Raw genomic sequence first — 21,691 nt, forward strand, 5'->3', positions numbered from 1 at the left:
TGTAGGTTTAAATTTAAATTCCTGATTCTAATCTTCATGCTTTATATACCCTTCTTGACTAGAAACTTTCCTTCCAAACTTAGTTACACTATACCAGATAGAGTTAAGTTCGCTATCTTCTAAAGGTGGTGTACATTTAGATGCTTGTTCTAAATACATGGAATAACTTTCTTTAGTTGCTCCGTATCGTTTTATAATCTTTCCAGCAAAATAACTCATAGTAGAATTACGACTACCTTGTTCGATTACTGGTGTATGCTCCTTTAATTTCAAAAGCCTAAAAGCATCTGCAACTCCAAGTATTTCATCTAGATTCTTTTCACCTTCAAACAAAATAAATTCATCAGTAATATCTCCGAATATAAATATTGAACGATCCAAAGCATTTTTATCGAAAAAGTTATATTTTTCATACACCTGTTTTTTTAAAATTTCATCCTCATCTGAAGTCAAAAATAACCTATGTGGGATATAAACATGATGTTTAGGTCGAGCTACTTTCCCATTCTTTTCTTTATTATCATTTCGACTAGGAACTACAACGTGACTTGCTCCTTCAAGCAAATACTCATAATCTTCTGGATAAATCCAACCATTTGGATTATCACTATGTTCATTATCACAATTAAAAACATCACAGTCACACTCTAAGAAATTATCTTTATTTCGATAATAATTTTTAAAATTAACACATACGTGATCAAAACATACTAGCTCTTTTAATTGTTTCATATTTTCAATTAAACACTTAATATTATAAATACAATTCTTAGCGTTACCTTGAAAGTTTGATCTATGAATAGTTAACCTCATATTACTTTATCACCGTAAAATACTTTATAGTTTTATGATGCTTTTTCGCTACATCAATTTCTACTTTCATAGTTTCTGTTATATTGTCACCTAAAACCGAGATTTAACTGCATTTTCCAAGGAGAATGATATCCGCAAACATAGCATTTTTCTTATTTACTTCATTTGAGTCATCCATAAATGGAAATAACACATGAAGTATTATTGGAATATTACCTGCCATATAAGCAAGTCTTCCTAGCTTTATAGCCTTTTTAGTATTCGCTTCTATATCACCTCTGAACGAAGCGCAAATATAGACCAAAGGTTTATAAGCGTCTTTCTTTTCTTCTTTTATTTTCTTTTGACTCTTACTCATTGATTTTTTCCTCCCATTTTTGTTTGTACCACTCTAAATGACGTTTTCTATCTTCGTAATTAGGAAAAGCGACCAAAAGACCGATATCTACCTTTTGTAATTTTTCAATCAAGTTAATTTGAACCTCTGTTAAATATGGACGAATACTAGTCCCTTTTTCAAGATTATTCTCTAAACGAAATTGTTTAGCAGACTTTCCTAAAACAATACGATTAATCATATCACACTCATTACTAAAATGATATGGTTTTGGCTTTTTGTGAAGTAATTTGATGCTTTCAGTTAATAAGGGAAATTCGGTTCTTGCTTTTACTAAAGACTTAATAAGTTCTTCCATTTCATTAAAACGTCTTATATATAATTCTTTAAATCTTAATGCATTTTCCCCTGTGTACCCCATTACCAATATAGTAAAACCGTCACGTGTTAAATAATAACAAGGTCGTTTTTGATTTTGCTTATCTTTATAAGAGCTCAGCGCAAAATTGCGCTCAGCAAATTCTTTACTCAACCCTGAATTGGGGACGGCTATATTTCGAATATCTCTTAAAATCTCTTTATGATTTTTCTCAAAAAACTCTGCCACATACAAGCTGTCAACTCTTGCAATATCCTTTTTATCTGCGAATAAACCATATTCATTTTTTGGTATTAGTTCCTTCATATTGAACTACCTCCTGTAATTATATTAATGAGGAATATTGCTATCCCTCTATATCATAGGCAATAAAAAAGAGAGAGAATTTAACCTCTCACTCAAAATCTTAATCTTTCATATAAAAATCGCACGTATATCCATCTACCGTAAGTATCAATCCCTTTGCCCAATCAGGGACTCGACTCATAGTTTCACAAATATAATCTAGTTTTATATTCTCTGGAGTCTCTATAATTATTTCATCATAACCATGGGCTACAATATTATAATCACTTAAATTTTGTAAAACATACATTAGTATATCTCTAGAAATATTCTCTACAAACTTAGTTCCATACCTCTATATTCTCTCCCATTTTTTAGCTACACCTATACCTTTATAAGTAACCGATTCGCCCCCAAATTTATTAATTTCACTCTTGGATTTAACGTATGATAGTTTTCTTCCACTTAGTAATGTTATTCTAAGTAATCCACTCCTACATTCAAACTCTAGTCCATATGTTTTAGTCACATCTTTCATAGCTTGATATTTCTTTATAGATGATTTTGATAACTGCATTCTCAAAGTCAACACTTTTGATACTTCTCCTTTTGTAACTTTAACAAGTTTTTTAACTGATTATTATCTAAAATTTTCAGTTTCAATACCTTGTTCACTCAACCAACCTTTTAGCTAAACTACTGAGTTTGGATTTTCTAATTCTGTCAAAATTTGTAATTCACTCATTAACTTCATTCTTACTTTGTCTCCTATGGCTATTACTCTTTTTACAAATTTCAAATCTACTTTAATCCCTCTATCATTAATTTCTTGATCTAATTGGTACTCTTTTCATATAAAATCAGATACCTGAAACTTCATAAGCTTGCATTGTATTTCTTTTTCTGTATCAACATCACGAATATTGTAGGTTTTAAAAGTCTCCCATTTCATTCTATCGTGATATGGAAAGTTTCTATTTCTAAATCCATTTGATTTCGTTGGTGTACAAGGTAAAAAAAATTTTTTATCAGATCCTTACTTTTTATTAATTTTTGCTTCTCAAGTCCTAATACTTTTCCTACACCTTCAAGAGAAAATGGTAACCCCATATATGCACTCCATATCATTGTACATCTCCAGCTTTTTGGATTTAAATATGTTCCTTTAGTGAGTTTTAAAAATCTCGATAAACATATTCGTTCAAACTGTGCATTGAATGCCCACTTAATGACATTATCATCTAATAACGCTTGTATTATATCTTCAGATAATTTTTCTCCACCTGCTATATCAACTATCTCAGTTTTACCTCCATCTATAGAATATGCAAAGAGGAGGACTTCAAAGTCCTCACTCTCTACATATTTATATACCCCAGACTTTGATATATTGATACTATAGAATGTTTCAATATCAATATTTATAGTCTTCATTTTCTTAATTTCTCCCTTATGTTTACATACAAATCTACTAACTCTGTTATTATAAACTCACCAACATATGTTGCAGCAAGTAAAATAATTAATAGATTAAGTATATCTGAAATATTCATTCTTTCATCCTCCTAAGCTAAGAATTCTTCATCTTCTTTAGTTGTAAAGTCATCACTTGCGCTACTACATCCTCCTAGAGGTTCACCATCACAAAGTTTTTGAATATTGCCTAGCCCACAAGCAATCCCTTTATTTCCATTTGAATTAAATGCATAGAAGTTAAGTGATACCCTACTATAACAACCGCTATAAACTTCTGAGCGATCTAATATTGGTTGCACGTTATTATCTACGATTTGAGGTGCTGTAGTAGAATTAGCATTAATAAAGTAATGTCCTTTATATGCTTCATCTTCTTTTTCTATATCCCCGTCACGTAGTGGTAATTTAAGTGTAGCTTTATTAGGTTTTTTTCCTCCAAATTTCGCTAATCCATCTTCAATTGCTGCATCCACTGCTTTATGCACTGCAATAATAGTTTTAGTATCTGATTTTGGAATCAATACTGACACACTGTATCTTTCCTTACTACCATTAATTGAAACTGGCTCCCATCCGTTAAAATATGAAAATCTTGTGTTTACTCCTGTTACTACTTTTGTATCTTTTATTGCCATGATTATTTTTCCTCCGTTACTTTAAATTCTTTGTTTACATCATGTTTAACTATTTCTTTTCTTTTATCACTTTTTAAAACAAGCGTTGGTTTACCTTCAGGTTTTATTATATACTCTCTTAGAAGTTCATTAAATTTATCTTTTCCTAATAATTTCTGAAGCTCGGTTAATGTTATTAAACTTGTTCTATAGATATCGTTATATCCATTTTCTTTTAAAATCTCTGCGACTCTTTCTTCATCTTTAATTTTTCTAATAGAGCGACCTTCTACTAATTTATAATTCGACCATTCTTTATCATTCTCTATAGTTAATTTAGTCGCATATTCTTTTATTTCACTAGCCCATTTCACAAGATCATCGATATGTTCTAGTACATCTTCTATCTCAGCATCATTTAATAGATGAGGTGAACAAAGTTGAAATCTCATAAGTTTATCATGATAATCTTTTCGAGCACGTAGTACAACATTACAATTAGAAAACTGGCACCAGGGACCATAAGTTACAGCCCCAAGTCCATTAAAAGCTAACTCTGCTTTTCCTTTGAGAACAGTATCCGCCCAATTTTTAAGTTCTTCTACTGATTTTTTGCTAGATGAAATGTTATACTTTCTTGGTTGGAAAATAGTCATAATAACCTCATCAATATTATATAAAGCATCATAAATATTTAATGCACCTAGTGCATATAACATCATCTGTGGATTTTCCTCAGCACTTACTTCTACTCCACGTCCATATTTTAAGTCAATAATATGAAGTATCTTATCTGCAATTATTATGCAATTTCCTGTTCCAAAGCCATCTGGTACATAGTTTGAAAAATCTAACCTTTGTTCGATTAAAACTATCGAATCTTTAGTAGATTTCTTAATATTTTATATTGTTTCTACTATATAATTAACATAATCATCTTTATAGCTATCCATATCCTTATCAAAATATTTTAGCTTAGGTTTTCTAACTTTCTCACTCAATACTTTTCTTAGCTTATATTCAGATAGTCTATGAGCATCAGTCCCTTCATTTGCTACTTCAGATACTTCTTTTTCAAAGAAATTTTCTAATCTTGGTAGCGGTGGACAAGTAAGCCATCTATGAGCACTTGATGCATTCAACAAAGCATGTTTTCCCATATTAAAGTTCCTCAGCTTTCTTCATTAGTTCAACGTAGTGTTTAGCTTCAACTTCTGATAGCTTGCTTACACCATAAGTCTTAATTAACTCTCTTACATCTTCTTGCTTACCTTCTTGGGCTTTTTTAGCTAGTACTCCACGTACTTCTTCAAGAGTAATTGTTTGTTCTTCTTTAGTAGAGTTAGTTAATAATTCAGTACTCTCATCTTCAACTACTTCTGATTTTTCTTCAGTCATTACTTCACAAAGACTTTGAAGACTATCTGCTAATCATCTTATATCCTCTATAACACTAAGCAATTGTTTTGTTTGACTTATATAGATTCACTCCTTTCTTAATTTCTTTAACATCTACAGAATGAATTGTCTGACCGGGTTTTAGTAAGTATACTTGAGTATATTCTCCAAATAACCACTGAACAATTTTCCTTGGTATCGTTATTCGAGATGCTTTTAAAATTTGAATCTCTTTATGATTTGAATCCGATACATTGATAATAACTTTATGTTTCATCAGTATCCCTCCTATTTATAATTTGTAAGTTATTCCCTACATATCTTAGTCAAAAAAAGAAGGAGTATTTTTAACCCCTTCTTATATTTTTTATTAAATCTTCATTCTTAGTTTTTCTAATGCTTTTTTATGATACTTTGTTACCATAGCATTAGATATTTGCATCTCAGCTGCAATATCTTTTTTCTTCATATTTTCTATATAGATTTTTTTAATAACTAGTTTCTCATTATCAGTCAGTATTTCAAATGCCGTTAAAATTTCATTTGACCATTCAAATTCTGTATTATTTACAACCATATTCTCTATAGCTGATTTATCAGAATTAACTAAATCTGCATCTAGAGATAAATTATAATTTCTTGGAAATTCCTCATTTTCATAATAATCAACATCTGATTTTTGAGGTTCATAACTATAATTGTTCTTAAATTCTTCTATAAAATTTTCTCTCCAAGCTTTTATTATGTCTTTTTCTTCTTTTGTTCTCCCTGGTCTAGCATTTTTACAATTATTATAGACCTCATTATCATCTATCGAATGAAGTAATTTTATATCCGCTTCTGTAATTCCATCTTTATCAATTTCCAAAGTATATTTATCACCATTTGCAAACTCATAACTATAAGTTATTCTATCATCTTGATAAGTTTTTCTAGTACGTAGTGTAATAAATCTTCTATTTGTTTTTGTAATAATCACCATAGTGACCTCTTTTCCACTCAGGTGAGGTCGGTGAAAGAATTTTTCACATATACGGATTATCGTAATTTGCACATTTAAAAGGCACACTTAATAAACGATAAGCAGATAAAATTTTAAACAAGTTAGCAATGCAACCTTTATCGTTACATCGGACTAGTTTATTTAAATTCTTTCTAACTTCACCGTCTAAGTGGCCACTAAGACTTTTTGAGTATTTTTTGTAAATAATTTGTAAAAATTTTATATACTAATTATTACATAATCTAAATTTTTATGACCAACTCACCAAGTTGGTCTACAAAGTGCATTGTAACAGCGTTTTATAAAAATAAGCATAAAAAAAAGACCCTATAAGGGTCCAAAACCAACTCGCTGAATTACAAAATTTTTTAATTTCTTATCTCACTTCCTAGCTCTTTCATATTCTTTTTTCTTAAAATTGAGTTAAAGTCTCTTAAATTAATACCAGGCATCAATTCTATTATATTGATGTATGTTCTGTCTGGATCAACAGTTTCTTGTAAATTGTATCCAGTTTTCATAAAAACTTTTTGTATAATTCTTACTGGGTATTTTAGTCCTACACAGATAGCCCAGATAAGACTTTTCCCCATATTATTGTAACTATTATTTTTTATTTTTGTATGATAGTTTTTATGTAACTCAGTCTCCTCATTGAATTGTTCTGGTAACCTCCATCCTTTTTCTTTAAAAGAATACCATAAACATTCACATAAAGTCTTGTCGGGATTAGCTAACATCTTTTCAAGCTCATACTCTCTTGCTTTCTTATCGTCTAATTTGTCAACAAATATTTCATACAATTTATCTACTGAAGGTTCTTTCACTAGACTAGTTTGGTCTTCAGGCTTAAATAAATAAAATCTCTCATCAATCCCATCATACTTCATCAAAGCAGATTTAGGGCCTTTTTTTAGGACATTATTTCTGACATTTTTAACCCTAATATTAATAACACATTTTTTCTTATTTCTTTTTGCGTATGGAGTTAAAGACGGGATTCCATTTCGTAACTCTACATATTTCTTATTAGCAATAACAAAGTAGCCATCTACAAAAACGAATTTTCCATTAGCAATCCATGCTGATAAATCTGGACTTTTCTCCATTAAATCATAGGCTTCAACAGGAGTTAACTTAACAAATTCATTTTTAGAAAGCTGATCCTCAAATACTCTTTCAAAGTCGTCAAAAGTTTTTAAGTTTTGTTCTAATCCTACTTCGAACAAACGATACTTCGATGATTCCCTAGAAACTTCAAAAAATTCACTAATTTCAAGAACTAAGTCATTACATGACATAGAGCCCCTACCCAATAATTCTAATGCCTTATCTTTAAACGTCTTATAAGGCATTAGAATTCTTGGTGTTAATCGATGTGCTTGCCATTCAAGCCATCTTATCTCATTTTCCTTAGTTTTGCTTCCTTCTGATGGTTGATAGTACTTTTCAGATTGTCTACACATTATAGGATACAGCTTCACAGCAGTTCGCTTATTTCTTACGTTCAAAATTTGGAAATAAGCTTTATCCTTATCCCAATGAATCATTTCATGAACTAAGGTATTTCGTTTTGATCCTTCACCATACATTACTGCTGATATTGGATCTATAACTATTGTTCCAGCTTTAAAGAATTTATCCTTGTACTCATTCGTCTTAGCATCATAGACTTGAATATCACTATCTAATAGCAAACAACAGCCAAAAACATCTAGGTTAGAGGATAATTGTTCTTCTACCACTGTCAACTCCATTTTTTTGATAATATCATCGACAGGAAGTGACATAGGTTTCTGTAGGGCTTCACTGCAATATTTATTTAAAAAGGTCATAGCATAATCATCTAATCGATTCTTTCCAAGGATGAATGCTCCTGTTTTTTTATTAATATCGAAAATATCACTGTTACTAACTTTACTCTTTATCTCCACGATTCTCCCCTTTTTCCATATAATCTAATGGCATTCCTTCTAACCTTTTTTTTGCTTCTTTCCATGATGGATAATACTCTTCAACAAGTGCAAAAAATCTATGAGTGTGATTTCGTTCCAATAAATGTACCATTTCATGAACTAACACATACTCTAAACACTCCATCGGCTTTTTAGATAACTGAAGATTTATCCAAATCCTTCGTTTTTCAATGTTACAAGTCCCCCACTTAGTTTTCATATTTTTGATTTTATACTCATCAGCGTATAAATCCATTTTCGTTTCAATTCTATGTATCATACTATCTAGAACTCGTTTCAATTCTGTCCGATACCATTCATTGAAATGCTTTTCCTTATTTTCTCTAGTAGCACCTTCTGGAACTTTAAATAATATTCTGTTTGGCAGTTTCATAATTTCATATGAAGTTCCAGTAGCTTCTACATCCAATCGATAAGGCTTTCCCCAGAGATAGTGGCTCTCTCCAGAGATATATTCTCGTTTTGATTGCCTTTCTTGTGATTGCATTTTCGCTCTGATTAAGTGAATCTCTGGTAATTTTTTTAAGATAAACAGCCTTAATTCATCATCAGGATAATTGGTGGGTGCACTAACTGTCACGTCCCCTTCAGGTGGATTTACTCTTAAATAAACATTTTTAAGATTTTCCTTTTTAATAAATTGAACCTTTACTCCGCCAATCACTTCAGCTTTACATGTCATACTCTTCTTGCCTTTCTACAATTTCGAAGATTTCTTCCACTTTACGAGAATTCTCATCTTCATCACTACTATATAGCGATAAATTATTAAAAATAGCAAGTTTTAAAGAGTTTTTCTTTTGCTGATTTTCTTTCCAATTAGTCTTAAGTGATACCTTAATAGCATTGTGCATATTCACTGCCTTTGCAGTATCTCCATCGAAATAATCAAACAACGCTCGTTTCGCTTCACTATCTTTGACCAAGTCAGGGTATCCGCCACTATTCTCTGGATGTAACACTAATTTAGCTAATTCGACCACTCGTTTTAAGTATTCTTCATAACTAATGGCTTCAATTCTACGTTGTTCAATAATCTCCTCTAGCATTTCAGAGAGTTTTCCATAAAATTTTGGATTAAAAGCAGCTTTTTTAACAATCTCATGCTTAACATTATTTGTAATGATTTCAGCCTTAGCCTCATCGCTTCCGGGTATGTTATTCACTAAATCAACTGGTGTAGTTGTCGTACTGTCAATCAGCAATTCAACAAGACTCATGTCATCGAGGTTGTTGATGGTTTTAGAATCTTCTGCTCGAATATAAGTGTCGAGAATGAACCGCATATCTGGTTCGTACGCCTTCAAATCGATATAATCACAGCTTGCAAGACGAATTAAGTCTTTAACATTATTATACCCTAGAATCTGATTACGAATCTCCGAAACTTCTTCTTCTGAATATCCATAATCACTTTCTAACTTCCCACTACAATCAGCAAAAGAACGAGTTAAAGATGCAGTCAATGAATATAAAGTATCTCTTAAACACCCCTTATCATCCGATTCGCTATCATCGCCACAGAAGTAATCAATATAATCCGTATCTTCGTTTCCATCAATGTTATCAAATAAATCCCCTAATGCAGCAATGGCACCCACCATTTCTGCTTTAGCTTCATCAAATCTTGACTTCAATAAACCTTCAATATCTTCCTTGTCATAATTGTCAAATGCTTCACTCGTATAATCGAACATAGCACTCTGAACATTACGGAACAAATCCATATAATCCACAATGTACCCATAATCCTTTCCTTCTCCATCTGGTCTATTCACTCGGCAAATAGCTTGGAATAGGTCATGATCTCTCATAGACTTATCAATGTAAATATAAGTGGCACTTGGAGCATCAAATCCTGTCAACAATTTATCAACCACAATCAGTAGTTTCATTTGGCCTGGCTCTTTTTTGAATTTTTCTTTAACTTCAGCTTCAAACTCAGATACACTCTTACCATTTAGCATTCTTTCGTAAATACTTTTTTTGTACTCATCTTCGCTTTCTTGATTTGGGTCACTAGTAGCTGTTCTCACGCTAGCATCTGTTGGCTCATAAGAAGTCACTACAGCACATTGAGTAAAACCATTGTTCGTAAAAATTTCCCAATATTTACAAGCTTCAAAGATACTTCCAGCAACGAGCATCGCGGTTCCTCTACCATCTTTTAATCTTGGTTTGGTACTCATATCGTAAATGATATCTCCTGCAATTTTCTCGAGTCGTTGCTTGGAACTATAGAGTTTATTGATAGACGTCCAACTTTGTTTTAATTTTATTTTTGCTCTCTCTGTTAAATCTTTTGTTTTAATGTCAAACCAATTATCCACTCGATCCTTATTTCTAAGATTTTGATCTACATCTTTCGCTTCATATCGCAGGTCAAGAACAACACCATCTTCGACACCTTCATTAAATTTGTAAGTGTGAATATACGACCCAAAGGTTTCAACACTTGTCTGCTTATCTTTCTTCAATAATGGTGTTCCAGTAAAACCAATCAATAAAGCATCTGGCATAATTGTTTTGACTGCTTCATGAAGTTTTCCAGAATTAGTACGATGGCATTCATCGATAAAAGCAATAATATTTCCTTTCGCTTTAAAGTTTGCAGGTAGGTTTGCTTTCAGTTCTTTGACATAACCATCGACATCGGATTGACCTCCACCATTATGACCATACTTATGGATCAAAGAACAGATGATGGAATCTTCGTTCTTATCAAGAATATCTCTTAAATCAGCAGAGCTTTTGGCTCTTCTCACTTTTTCGTCAACATCAAAGAACAAACTCTCAATTTGATCATCTAACTCATCTCTGTCAGTGATGATAACAACACGGCTCTCGTCTATATTTTCAATAATCCATTTTGTTAGCCATACCATAATCAGCGATTTACCTGAACCTTGTGTATTCCAAATAATACCCCCTTCATTAGCTTTAATACGAGTTCTTGCTGCCATGTTAGCAAAAAATTGATTATGACGAGCTACCTTCTTAATTCCAGCATCAAAAATCACAAAATCATGAATAAACGACAAAAAGCGTTTCTTATGGCAGAGCGATACAATACCATTTTTTAATCGATTGCTAGTTTGCGTTTGCATCTTCTTAACTTCTAAAGAAACTGCATCCGTAGCTTTTTCATCTTCTTTCCAAGTAAGATAATACTTTTCTGGAGTCCCTGTCGTTCCATACTTCATTCCTTCTGATTCATTTCCCGCAAATATAAGCTGAACAGGATGATAGAATTCTTGAATATTTTCACGTTTTTGACTTGATAGACTTTGACGAATGCCTTGACTGATACTAGTCGATGAGCGTTTCAACTCAAATACAACCAAAGCAATTCCATTCACATAGATAACTAAGTCCGGTCTATGATGCGATTGACCATCAAACTTTAGAGTCCTAACTTCTTCCGCTAATTGAAAGTCGTTTGCTTCAATATTCTTCCAGTCGATATAGTGGACTGTTTTACGATTTTTTTGCTCATCCTTCGCTCCTTGACGACCATATCGAATTAGAGAATAGATTTTTTTATTGATGGTATAAAGATTCTCAGATTGATTGGAGTATAAATCCATCAACTCTTTAACAGCTAAATCAATTTGTTCTTTTTGATAACCTCTCTTTTTTAGATTGGCACGTAAGAGCTCTTCTTTAACTCCTTTATTTTCTTGGTCTTCAAGATTTCCAAGAAACTGATATCCAAGGTCGTGAATCATCCACGACTTAACACGTTGTTGTAACTGTCCTCTTTCTAAGTCAACATTAACATTTCCCATAATATCCTCCTATATAAGTCGAATCTTTCCAGTTAACAAAACATCCATTGCACCAGACTTTAAGTCGATATATTTTTCTTTTTCCTGTTCAAGATGCTCAATCTCTTCATCCATAGATGTGAGAATTTCTGCTATCGCCTGTTGTTCAGTACGATTAGAAGGAACGGAGATTGATGTTTTTCTAAAAATATCCATACCAACTAAATTTTTCATTGCCCCCCCCTGAGTATCATCAATGATTCTGGATTGGAAGCTTTCCCAATTAAAATAATGATTAAAATAACTCAAATCACAGACATCTTTGTTAATAGTCAACTTTAGAAGAGCTTGGTTAATAACACCTTCTTCATAATCAGTAGGAATTCTATATATTTCACCTATAGTTCCAGAACAGCTGACTATAAAATCATCTTTGTTAACTGAAAACCTAACAAGCTCCCTATATTTTTCTTCATCAATATAGTATTCACCCAACTTGACTGATTTGTAAATTGCATTTTTTTGTTCATATACCTTATAACCTTTAGTTACAAAATATTCTTTTTTTAACGTTCCTCCAAAGGGACCTCTAACCATACCTTTAGGCTCACATAATTCCTCTAGAGTGTAATTTTTCCACTCCCCATCAAATCCCTCAAGTCTTCTCTTTCCACTCATCAACTCTTCTATCGCACCGTCACGAATCATCTTTTTCTTTTCAATGAGCTCACTAAGGTTGTCGATATGGGTATCAAAAGAACGCATTGCTGCCCCGATATTTTTTTGCTCTGGTAAGTCAGGAATGGTTAATTCCATATTTTCAAGATTTTTTCTACTTATTCTTTGATGAGTAGTTCCAGCAACTTCTTCTTTAATTTTATTTAATATTTGACTACTATTTAATAGGGACATTATAAAATAACTATCGAATTTTTTTATATCTGGTCTAATAATAGCCACATCAACTGAAGTAACCATTTTTTTGTCAACTGCAGGCAGTATAATACTCCTTCCTGCAGGTTCTGCTAATCGTGAAATTAGGATATCTCCTGAATATATTTGATTCCCTTTCAAGATTTCATAACTCTGTTGATTCATAAATTTTTTATGATTAGAATTTTCAATGTATTTTCCTATACCAATGTTACCTGTCTGTATAATACGATAATCGCCATTACTTTTTATATGCTCTTTTTCAATCCAATCACCATCTGTTATAATACCTACGATTTGTTTCAAGGAACCTTTTTCCCAATCACTCGGATACTCTACCATACATAACCCATCCTTTCTAAAGCCTTCTTAACAGCATCCTCCGATTGCTTCGTTTCTTTTTCAATCTCTCTCAAAGTCTTATTATAACGACTAGCAATCGTATGCACTTGAGACGCCCATGTTGACACTACGATATCAAGCTGTGTCTTAATAGATTCCTCGATATATACCATCCATTTTTTATCAAACAAGAGGTACTTAATTTCTTCAATCGTAAGCTGTTCATATTTATTAGTTAGCATGTTGTCTAATTCTGCTCTTTTTTCTTTGATAACTTTCTGAACAGCTTCCAGTTTCCCTAACTCACCTTGATACTCACATAGCAGTTTGTATTCATCTCGGTACTCATGTGGAATCGTTGCCTTTTCCTTAGCGACTTTTATTGAGGAAGCAACTTTTTGTTTCCCAAGTTTTCCATTTTTATTACGAAGTTCATAGGTTGCTAATTGTTTATGACTTTGTGCGAATAACTCTGCTTTATTTTTATCTTCTTCAAAGATATTTAATAGTTTCTCAAGTAACGTTACATCCTCTGACACTTTCTTACTCTCAAGTAATTTTATTCTATCCTTTAAGGTCTGCTTAGAGATAGAGTCGCCCTTGTCATTCAATACCTCGCTGAATAAGCTATCCTCTTCAGATTGCTCTTCAATCATAGTTTTTAAATGAGATGGAATTCCGTCAGCATCACTATTGAGACGTGATAATTCTTCTAATTCTCTACTAAAATATTCTTTTTCAATGAGTTCCTTTGGAATAAGAGAACCTTCAAATGATTTAAGCTCTTGAACCTCTTTTCCATTTTTCTTTTTCGTTGAATACTCATACTCCAATTCACGACCTGCTTTTTCATAGCCTAGGGATTTTATAACATACACATCGTCTTGTAGCTTTTCATTCCAGTAGTTTAAGAGAATATCGTAAGCAGAGTATGAATTAATTATTTTAGTATCACTGAAGCTATCAAGTATTCCAAAACCTAACTCTCTAATCATAGATTTTGGATTTGTGTTTCCATCAATAGTTAGTAATTTTTCTTTGGCATAGTTTTTGAAGTTTACAAACAATTCCTCAGATTCATGTCTAACCTTTTCTTTAATATTTGCATCATTCATAATCGTTTCTTCTACCAAGTCCGGATTAACTCGAATATCGAATACAGCTGAATTGTCCCCTTTTTCCTTGAACAGTTCTTCCTTGAGTGTTGGAGCCACTGTCCATAATTTTTCAAGTGAATCAATATCAAATTTTGGTATACCACCATTCAAATGTGAAGCAATATTTTGTGGAAGCCTCTCATCAATTTTTTGAATATACCTAGGAACGTTCAAGTTGCCATTATTGTTCTTGGCAATTTCTTCGTATGACACTAAACGTGAGTAACTCTTGATTTCTGTTTGATGTTCAAATGTTTGTACGATTTTTTCAATATCTTGTTCTCTAAGTCGATTTTTGTCTCCATCTTTTTTATATCCTTCACTAGCATCAATGAAGAATACACCCTTACGTTCATCAGCATCTTCTTTATCAACAATAATGATACAAGCGGGAATTCCAGTTCCATAGAACAAGTTAGAAGGTAAGCTGATAATTCCTTTAATCCATTTCTTTTTAAGAATTTCTTTTCTGATAGTTTCTTCAGCATTTCCTCTGAATAAAATTCCATGAGGCAAAATGATTCCAGCTTTACCATTAGTTTTCAGTGCTTTTAGAACATGTAAAAACCATGCATAGTCTCCATTTTTTTCTGGTGGCGTTGTATTATACCCAACAAAACGTTTAAATTTATCTGCTTTAATGTTAATACCATCCGTCCAATCCTTATCTGAAAAAGGTGGGTTCATAACGATAAAGTCAAATTTGGTTAATTCTCCAAATTCACTCACATATTGAGGATCCGCTAATGTATTGGCAGCTTTTATTTCTCCAGTAGCCTTGTTGTGGAGAATGAAGTTCATTTTTGCTAAACCTGCAGTATCGGAATATTTTTCTTGTCCGTAAATATCTACTAGTGAGCTGCCATCTTCTCTTGTTGGAGCTTCGTCAGCAGCACGGATTAGAAGTGAACCTGAACCTGCTGCTGGATCATGTAAGGTATAAGGTCTTTGTGCAGTAATATCGATATTTCCAATACCAATCAAGCGAGCAACAACCCTTGATACCTCACTAGGTGTATAGAATTGCCCTTTACTTTTACCAGATTCCTGTGCAAATTTCATCATGAAGTATTCGTATGCATCCCCAATAATGTCATCACCACTTGCCATATTGCTCTTGAAGTCAATAGCGGGATTTTGGAACACACGAATAAGACCTGATACTTTATCAACTAACTCTTTTCCTTTTCCAAGTTCATCTGGATTATTAAAACTAACATCAGGTAATAACCCTTTGAGCTTGTTATCCTCAAGAAACTTTTGGATGATAACATCCACACGTTCACCAACATCCGATTTTCCTGCAGCTTTAATAAGGTCATCAAACGATGCCCCTTCATTAACTTCAAATTCTGCAAAACGTTTACCCTTATATCTATCTGAAACATACTTGAAGAATAGTAGTACAAGTACATAATCTTTATAACGAGACGGTTCTACCCCACCCCTTAATTTATTACATGCTTCCCATAAAATTGAATACAGTTCTGATTTTTTCACGGCCATGCCTCTCTTAATCTCCTTACTAAAAATCTAAAATATCTATTCCAGCTTGTACTAAACGGTCATATCGTTCTTTTGATATGAGTACAGCTTTTGGTTTTCCATTCTTTAATATAAACGCAGCCTCATCTTTATCCGATAATTTTGTAATAATTTTTGACGACTGCCCCTTTAAAAAGTCGGACATGTTATAAAAATCCATTGTGATTTTATTATCTCTATCCGTCATTATACTCTCCTCCCATTATAATTATTATACCACAAAACTGCTTTTTATGACTTAAATTATCATTACTTTTGTAGTGGTTTCTTCATATAACACCCTCTCCTATCCAAAATTCCTCTACCTGCACCTTTCCCTTCTCTCATTTTCATAACTATGTTCGTTCCATCAATTAATTCCATATCTACCGTAGCATCAAAATGATATATTATTTTCTTCAACACCAGTTCTACTAGTTCCTTCTCTACTACATAATCGCCGTAGTTAAATGCTTCTATTTCTTCAGTCGCAAGTTTCAGTCTTTCTTTTGATGTAGTTACTAGCTTCATAACTCTAGGCACCATTTTCTTATCCTTTACTCTTCCCAATTAATGCTGTCATTATTATTTTGCATATTTCTATTTCATATAAAAACAATACATGACACTTATTTGTTTTTGAATATTTATCTCTACAAAGTCAAGAGAAATTGAATTATAAATTTAAACACCCTACACTTTGCCTAATGGAATAAAAATAAAAAAGACTTAGCTATTTTTTTACTAAGTTCTTATATTATTCGGATAGCTAAATCAGTATTTATTTTTAGTAAGTTTGGAGATTTGGAGAAATATAATTCGGATAAGAAAACTGTCTGATATACTATATTTAACAACGTTTTTGTGCAATGGTATTTTAGTATTTACTATTTATAAATGTTATTTTTAAACTAAGTTATTACAGAAATTGTATTAAAATCCGTTAGATGATTTCAATATATATACATTTAACTTTTCCTGCATACCTCTTTTTTAAGCTATGTAAAACAACTAAGTTATTTCCTTTAATGATGAAATTATCATCTTCTTTTATTTCTTTTACTTCATGCTCTCCATCTTTATCATAACGTTTAAAGTTAGTAAACACCTTATCATCTAATAGTCTTGTTATTTCTGTTGGGGCTAAGGTTTCATTAAAGAATACTTCATCTCTTTTAGTATCTTCTTTTGTCTGTCCACCTTCTAAAATACAGTCCTTGTATGGAAAATTTAAAACTATATCTCGACTTTCACTTAATAAACTTCCATTTCTACTCCCTAAACCTATTTTAGTTTTATATGCAGTAAAACTATCAGGTAAAAACTCTTTATTATTTAAAAATTGTAAAAATACATCTTTCTTAAAAACTAAAACACCTTCTTCAACTTCAACAAAAAAATGATCTTTTATTTTTTCTTCTTTGATTAGGAAATTAAGTAACTTTGCATCATATTTTCTAGCTAGTTCCGAAAGATTATTTTTATTTAAAACATCTTCAACAAGAAATTCTTCATATTGAGATAATAAATTCTCTAATTCTTTTTTCATTCTATATCCTTCCATACTGTTATTATTTAATATTTTCTTTTTTTATAATTAATACTATTTTATCATAGTTTTATCATATTCGAAAGTGCTCATATATTAATTATAAAAGGTATTTTGTAGCGTTTTTTATTAAGTTAATATTATATTATTAACTGTCCATTATTTTGTACAATTGATTATTAGAAAAAGTTCGGTATTTCTACCGAACTTTTTAATAGTTGTATTTAAATTGTGAGGTATTTTATAGGATAATAATCCAGCCATCTAAATTTTGGATATAAATCACTTTACAATCCCCTCATATAAATCATCAGTTTCTGTTCTATCAATTTCTCTTTCTAAATTACTTTCAATATTAGTTAAATATTCCTCATGTTCGAGAAACTCAATACCTTCCATTAAAGGATATAAACTTTGAATATAATCTATTCGTTTTCTATATAAATTGACTAAACTACCAAAAGCTGCCACTCTACTAGGAAAAAGAGATAGTTTCTTAAATGTTTCAAAATTGCAATTATTATTTAGGAAAACTTTAATTGAAAATTTTCTTAGTTCTTCATTCAATTCACAAATAACATTAAAGATATACACTATTTTTTCTTTAGTTGCATTCTCTTTGATAATATGTTCTAGCCATAAATATTGATTCATTTCAACTATTTCATCATCATTAGTATTTGAAAGTAACTCTGAAGCTAAACTTGCCTTATCGTAGTATCTAATATTACTTTCCAACATATTATCAAATATCAAATCAAAATACTCAATGAAATTTTCTGATTTCCAAAGTCTTTCAATTCGTCCATCTTCATTACCAGTATTCCATGATTTTCTTATAATTAAAATATCGATATATTTCTTTAAAAATTCTTCATTATTTTTTAAAAATTCAATAAAAAATTCTCCTGTATAATCAAAAGTAATACCTTGTTCTAGCAATTTGAAATAAATATTGTATAAAACTTCTACCTCATCGTTATATAATAGCACTAGTTTTTCAGGTGTATACAAGGATTCATTAAATAAAGTTCTTAAATAAGAACAAGATGAATTTTTATTTTCCGAAAAATTTGCTAGTATTATTTTGGAAATCTCTATATAAATATTAGGTTTAATATTTAAAAATTTCTCTAAAAAATTTAAATTTCTGATGTAATTTATTTTATTATTTTTTATATCAAATTTCACAAAATTTACTAATTCTTCATACATACTCACATCAATACAATCAACAGATAATATATCAAAATAGAAATATATCCATTTATTTTTTAAATTAGCATCTGTATTTTTTAAATACGTCAATATTTCTTTATAGTTATGATTATTTAATATTTTTTCTAATATCACATTAGGGTGTATATTTATATTTCCACTTGAGTTAATTAATTCATTAAACAACTTTTTACCATCATAGACATCTAAATCACTGATTAAATATGTTAAAGCTTCATTTATATAATAGTAATCTTCACTTAATAAAGGATCTCCTAGCATATTATCTACTAAAGAAATTAACTCTTTTTCGTCTATGTTCTTATTACTACAAAAATATCTTGTAATTTGTTTTTGTTTGTAGTATTTATATTCTTTAATACTACATTCAAAAAAACTTCTATCATTTCTAAATAACGAATAAATTTCCCATTCTTTACCAATAAGATACTCTTCGAGTTCTCCCTTAAGGCTCATACCTATTTTTTTAACACTATTTAAAATTTTACTTAATATTTTTAAATAACCAATTCTATTACTCTTAGATAGTGATAAAATATTTTCAATGTGTACTAAGTCTTCTTCTAGAATTTTAATATCAATTTTACTTGAACTATTATTATAATATATTTTATCAGCAAATTCCCCTAAAAAAGAAAGTACCTTATCTCTCCACTCTAATTTAGAAATTAATGAATTTAAAATATACCAACTAACTTTACGATGCTCACTAATATATGAATCATAATCAATGTTCCAACTTCGAATTGTAAAAGTATTATTTTTACCCGGAATAACACTTTCAAACGAATAGGATAATATATACTTCGTCCACATATATCCTATAGCTATAGCGTTACTATTACCTTTATTTATATCCTCCAGTAAATATTCGCATATTATTTTCTGAGTATTATCAGTACTTTTAGGCTGTAAACCATAATACGATTCTAACCAGTTATAAGATTCTATCAAAGTTGAACTTGTTTTACCAGCATATTTCATTAATAATTGATAAACCTTCAATAATTCAGTGCTATTTTGATATCCTGTTAAATATTCAAGAGGAGAATTACCGTTATAAAATCCCTTTCTATCGAAATCAATTTCAGTAATATTAAACTCTTTTTCTTCAATGCTTTTTATTTTCTCATCTGCGATTTTAAACCCTATTATAGGTTTATAAATATGAAAATCTCTTACAAAAGATTCATAATACTGAGAATCTTCTTTTTCAAATTTATTCCAAACGCTTAATATTTCTTTTTTTATATATTCTAACGTTTTTTCCGATCTAAATATATTCAAAATTGTATTTAATGCTTCTATTGTTCTACTACGAGAATAGATATAAAAAACTTCTATTATGTCTGATAATTTGATTATCTCTATATCTAAAAAAATATAATATAACATATAATTTGACAAACATTGATCATCAAAAATTGCAACTTTTTCTTTTTTTACATCTATAAACTCTATTCTGTTTAATTTATCAATAGCATTTTTAAAATCAGAAATTGATATTCCCAACCTAATTAGAAACTCTTTAAAGAATTCTAAATCTTGTAATTTTATTGATTTATTAAAAGCTAAAATTCCTGCAGTAATAAGAACAACTCTATCAGTTTCTAAAAGTTTACTCATATATTTTTTATAATAGTTCTCATACAGTTGTGAAGCATCTGAAATAGAAGATAAGTTTTGTTTCTCTACAGCTAGTTTTCCAGCCATATACGCAAATCTCGGAATTCCTTCAGAAATTCTTATAATCTGTTCTACATATAAATTATTTCTGATTCCAAAATTATTTTCTATAAGTTCCTTTATTTCATCATCTGTAAATTTAGCAATATCAATAGTTATAGGATTTGTATATTCTCTAACTAGATTAATAACCTCTTGTTTTATATAGTCCCTTACAGTCGCAATAATTTTAACATGATAATTATCACTAAGTTTATTTACATATTCTAATATAAGATTAAACTGATCTAGTTCATTAGCATCATCTACTACAAATAGATAATTCTCACCTTTTTTTATTGTCGATACCAAATCATTATAAATTTCTAATTTATTACTTTTTACACAAAAAATCTTATAATTTCCTGTTTTCTCATACAATCTTGCTACTTCTAAGGCTAATCTTGTTTTCCCAACACCTGATTTTCCTCCAATAATTACTACAGAACTGCTCTCGAGCGAATTGACAATATTTTGTAATTCTTCTTCTCTAAAATAAAATACAGTATTTAAAGGTGCAGTCATCAGATTATTGTCATTTAACTTTACAAAATCATAAATAGGAAGGATTTGATTAGTATTAATATTAAGGTCTAATGACCTCATCAACTCAGGATGATCATTATATACAAGATTAGCTATCTTATCAATTCCATAAATTTTTAAGTTTACACCTTTCTTATTACAAAACTCATGTAATTTATTATCTTCTATGACTTTTAAATTCGATGAAGTATGACAACAAATAATTGTTTCAATTTTCTCTATCGGTAACTCTTTATCTACTAAATCAAAACATTTACTAATATCTTCAAGTAACTTATCATAAATCTTGTTTTGTTGTGTCGTAAATACTACAAAAGTATATTTACCATTATTATTTCTAGAATATGTATCTGGATTACCTGTTTTAGTTTTACCCGTACCAGCTTTTATACCTAATTCATAAATATTTTTGTGACCTTCTTTATAAAGTAGGGTACTACAAAATTCTTCAAACATCGCTGGAGGTAATTGGATTATTCTACTTTTTACATCTGTTAATTCTGTCATTTTTCCTCCTTTAAAGGTATATATTTATTTTAACTATTCTTAATATTATTATATCAATAAACTACTATAATTTTTCAGGAAATGTTTACGTGTTGAAAAAGATCAGTATTTCTACTGAACC

19 protein-coding genes and 1 pseudogene are annotated in these 21,691 nt (G+C 30.5%); all 20 read right to left on the minus strand.

Annotated features, from left to right (window positions below; all coding sequences use genetic code 11):
• Positions 1–27: 27 nt before the first annotated feature.
• The gene (locus JX287_RS07200) at positions 28–813 is read right to left on the minus strand and encodes a primase alpha helix C-terminal domain-containing protein (RefSeq protein WP_204644226.1); all 786 of its coding nucleotides are present in this window, start codon (positions 811–813) and stop codon (positions 28–30) included.
• 103 nt (positions 814–916) lie between these two features.
• Complete coding sequence (locus JX287_RS07205) at positions 917–1,171, minus strand: hypothetical protein (protein ID WP_239650363.1); 255 nt, start codon at positions 1,169–1,171, stop codon at positions 917–919.
• Positions 1,164–1,835, minus strand: coding sequence for a Rha family transcriptional regulator (locus JX287_RS07210; protein ID WP_204644227.1), 672 nt, complete (start codon positions 1,833–1,835; stop codon positions 1,164–1,166). Before JX287_RS07210 ends, JX287_RS07205 begins: the two co-directional genes overlap by 8 nt.
• A gap of 334 nt (positions 1,836–2,169) precedes the next feature.
• The gene (locus JX287_RS08980) at positions 2,170–2,406 is read right to left on the minus strand and encodes a hypothetical protein (protein WP_239650364.1); all 237 of its coding nucleotides are present in this window, start codon (positions 2,404–2,406) and stop codon (positions 2,170–2,172) included.
• Positions 2,407–2,762: 356 nt separating this feature from the next.
• Complete coding sequence (locus tag JX287_RS08985; protein WP_239650365.1) at positions 2,763–3,248, minus strand: hypothetical protein; 486 nt, start codon at positions 3,246–3,248, stop codon at positions 2,763–2,765.
• Positions 3,245–3,367, minus strand: a complete 123-nt coding sequence (locus JX287_RS09050) for a hypothetical protein (RefSeq protein ID WP_275576626.1) — start codon at positions 3,365–3,367, stop codon at positions 3,245–3,247. Before JX287_RS09050 ends, JX287_RS08985 begins: the two co-directional genes overlap by 4 nt.
• Positions 3,368–3,379: 12 nt before the next feature.
• Positions 3,380–3,925, minus strand: a complete 546-nt coding sequence (locus tag JX287_RS07220) for a DUF2815 family protein (RefSeq protein WP_204644228.1) — start codon at positions 3,923–3,925, stop codon at positions 3,380–3,382.
• 2 nt (positions 3,926–3,927) lie between these two features.
• A pseudogene (locus JX287_RS07225) lies at positions 3,928–5,064 on the minus strand (DUF2800 domain-containing protein).
• 1 nt (position 5,065) lies between these two features.
• Positions 5,066–5,302 carry an rRNA biogenesis protein rrp5 gene (locus tag JX287_RS07230; protein WP_204644229.1) on the minus strand — a complete coding sequence of 79 codons (237 nt, stop codon included), beginning with the start codon at positions 5,300–5,302 and terminating at the stop codon, positions 5,066–5,068.
• A gap of 55 nt (positions 5,303–5,357) precedes the next feature.
• Positions 5,358–5,579: a hypothetical protein gene (locus JX287_RS07235; protein ID WP_204644230.1), complete on the minus strand. Its 222-nt coding sequence runs from the start codon at positions 5,577–5,579 to the stop codon at positions 5,358–5,360.
• Between the two features lie 93 nt (positions 5,580–5,672).
• The gene (locus tag JX287_RS07240) at positions 5,673–6,284 is read right to left on the minus strand and encodes a sigma factor-like helix-turn-helix DNA-binding protein (RefSeq protein WP_204644231.1); all 612 of its coding nucleotides are present in this window, start codon (positions 6,282–6,284) and stop codon (positions 5,673–5,675) included.
• A gap of 389 nt (positions 6,285–6,673) precedes the next feature.
• Positions 6,674–8,239, minus strand: a complete 1,566-nt coding sequence (locus JX287_RS07245) for an ImmA/IrrE family metallo-endopeptidase (RefSeq protein WP_204644232.1) — start codon at positions 8,237–8,239, stop codon at positions 6,674–6,676.
• Complete coding sequence (locus JX287_RS07250; RefSeq protein ID WP_204644233.1) at positions 8,223–8,963, minus strand: M48 family metallopeptidase; 741 nt, start codon at positions 8,961–8,963, stop codon at positions 8,223–8,225. Before JX287_RS07250 ends, JX287_RS07245 begins: the two co-directional genes overlap by 17 nt.
• On the minus strand, positions 8,953–12,069 hold the full coding sequence (locus JX287_RS07255; RefSeq protein WP_204644234.1) for a type I restriction endonuclease subunit R: 3,117 nt from the start codon (positions 12,067–12,069) through the stop codon (positions 8,953–8,955). The genes JX287_RS07250 and JX287_RS07255 overlap by 11 nt, the downstream gene beginning before the upstream one ends.
• A gap of 9 nt (positions 12,070–12,078) precedes the next feature.
• Entirely contained in the window at positions 12,079–13,323 is a 1,245-nt protein-coding gene (locus JX287_RS07260) for a restriction endonuclease subunit S (RefSeq protein WP_204644235.1), read from the minus strand.
• Positions 13,317–15,986 carry an HsdM family class I SAM-dependent methyltransferase gene (locus JX287_RS07265; RefSeq protein WP_204644236.1) on the minus strand — a complete coding sequence of 890 codons (2,670 nt, stop codon included), beginning with the start codon at positions 15,984–15,986 and terminating at the stop codon, positions 13,317–13,319. Before JX287_RS07265 ends, JX287_RS07260 begins: the two co-directional genes overlap by 7 nt.
• A 19-nt stretch (positions 15,987–16,005) precedes the next feature.
• Positions 16,006–16,212, minus strand: coding sequence for a type II toxin-antitoxin system Phd/YefM family antitoxin (locus JX287_RS07270; protein ID WP_204644237.1), 207 nt, complete (start codon positions 16,210–16,212; stop codon positions 16,006–16,008).
• A 62-nt stretch (positions 16,213–16,274) separates the two neighbouring features.
• Positions 16,275–16,550, minus strand: a complete 276-nt coding sequence (locus JX287_RS07275; protein ID WP_204644238.1) for a hypothetical protein — start codon at positions 16,548–16,550, stop codon at positions 16,275–16,277.
• 397 nt (positions 16,551–16,947) lie between these two features.
• Entirely contained in the window at positions 16,948–17,553 is a 606-nt protein-coding gene (locus JX287_RS07280) for a site-specific DNA-methyltransferase (protein ID WP_204644239.1), read from the minus strand.
• Between the two features lie 282 nt (positions 17,554–17,835).
• On the minus strand, positions 17,836–21,570 hold the full coding sequence (locus tag JX287_RS07285) for an ATP-binding protein (RefSeq protein ID WP_204644240.1): 3,735 nt from the start codon (positions 21,568–21,570) through the stop codon (positions 17,836–17,838).
• Between the last annotated feature and the right edge of the window lie 121 nt (positions 21,571–21,691).

Source organism: Gemella haemolysans (assembly GCF_901873445.1).
In the GTDB taxonomy this organism is placed as follows: domain Bacteria; phylum Bacillota; class Bacilli; order Staphylococcales; family Gemellaceae; genus Gemella; species Gemella haemolysans_C.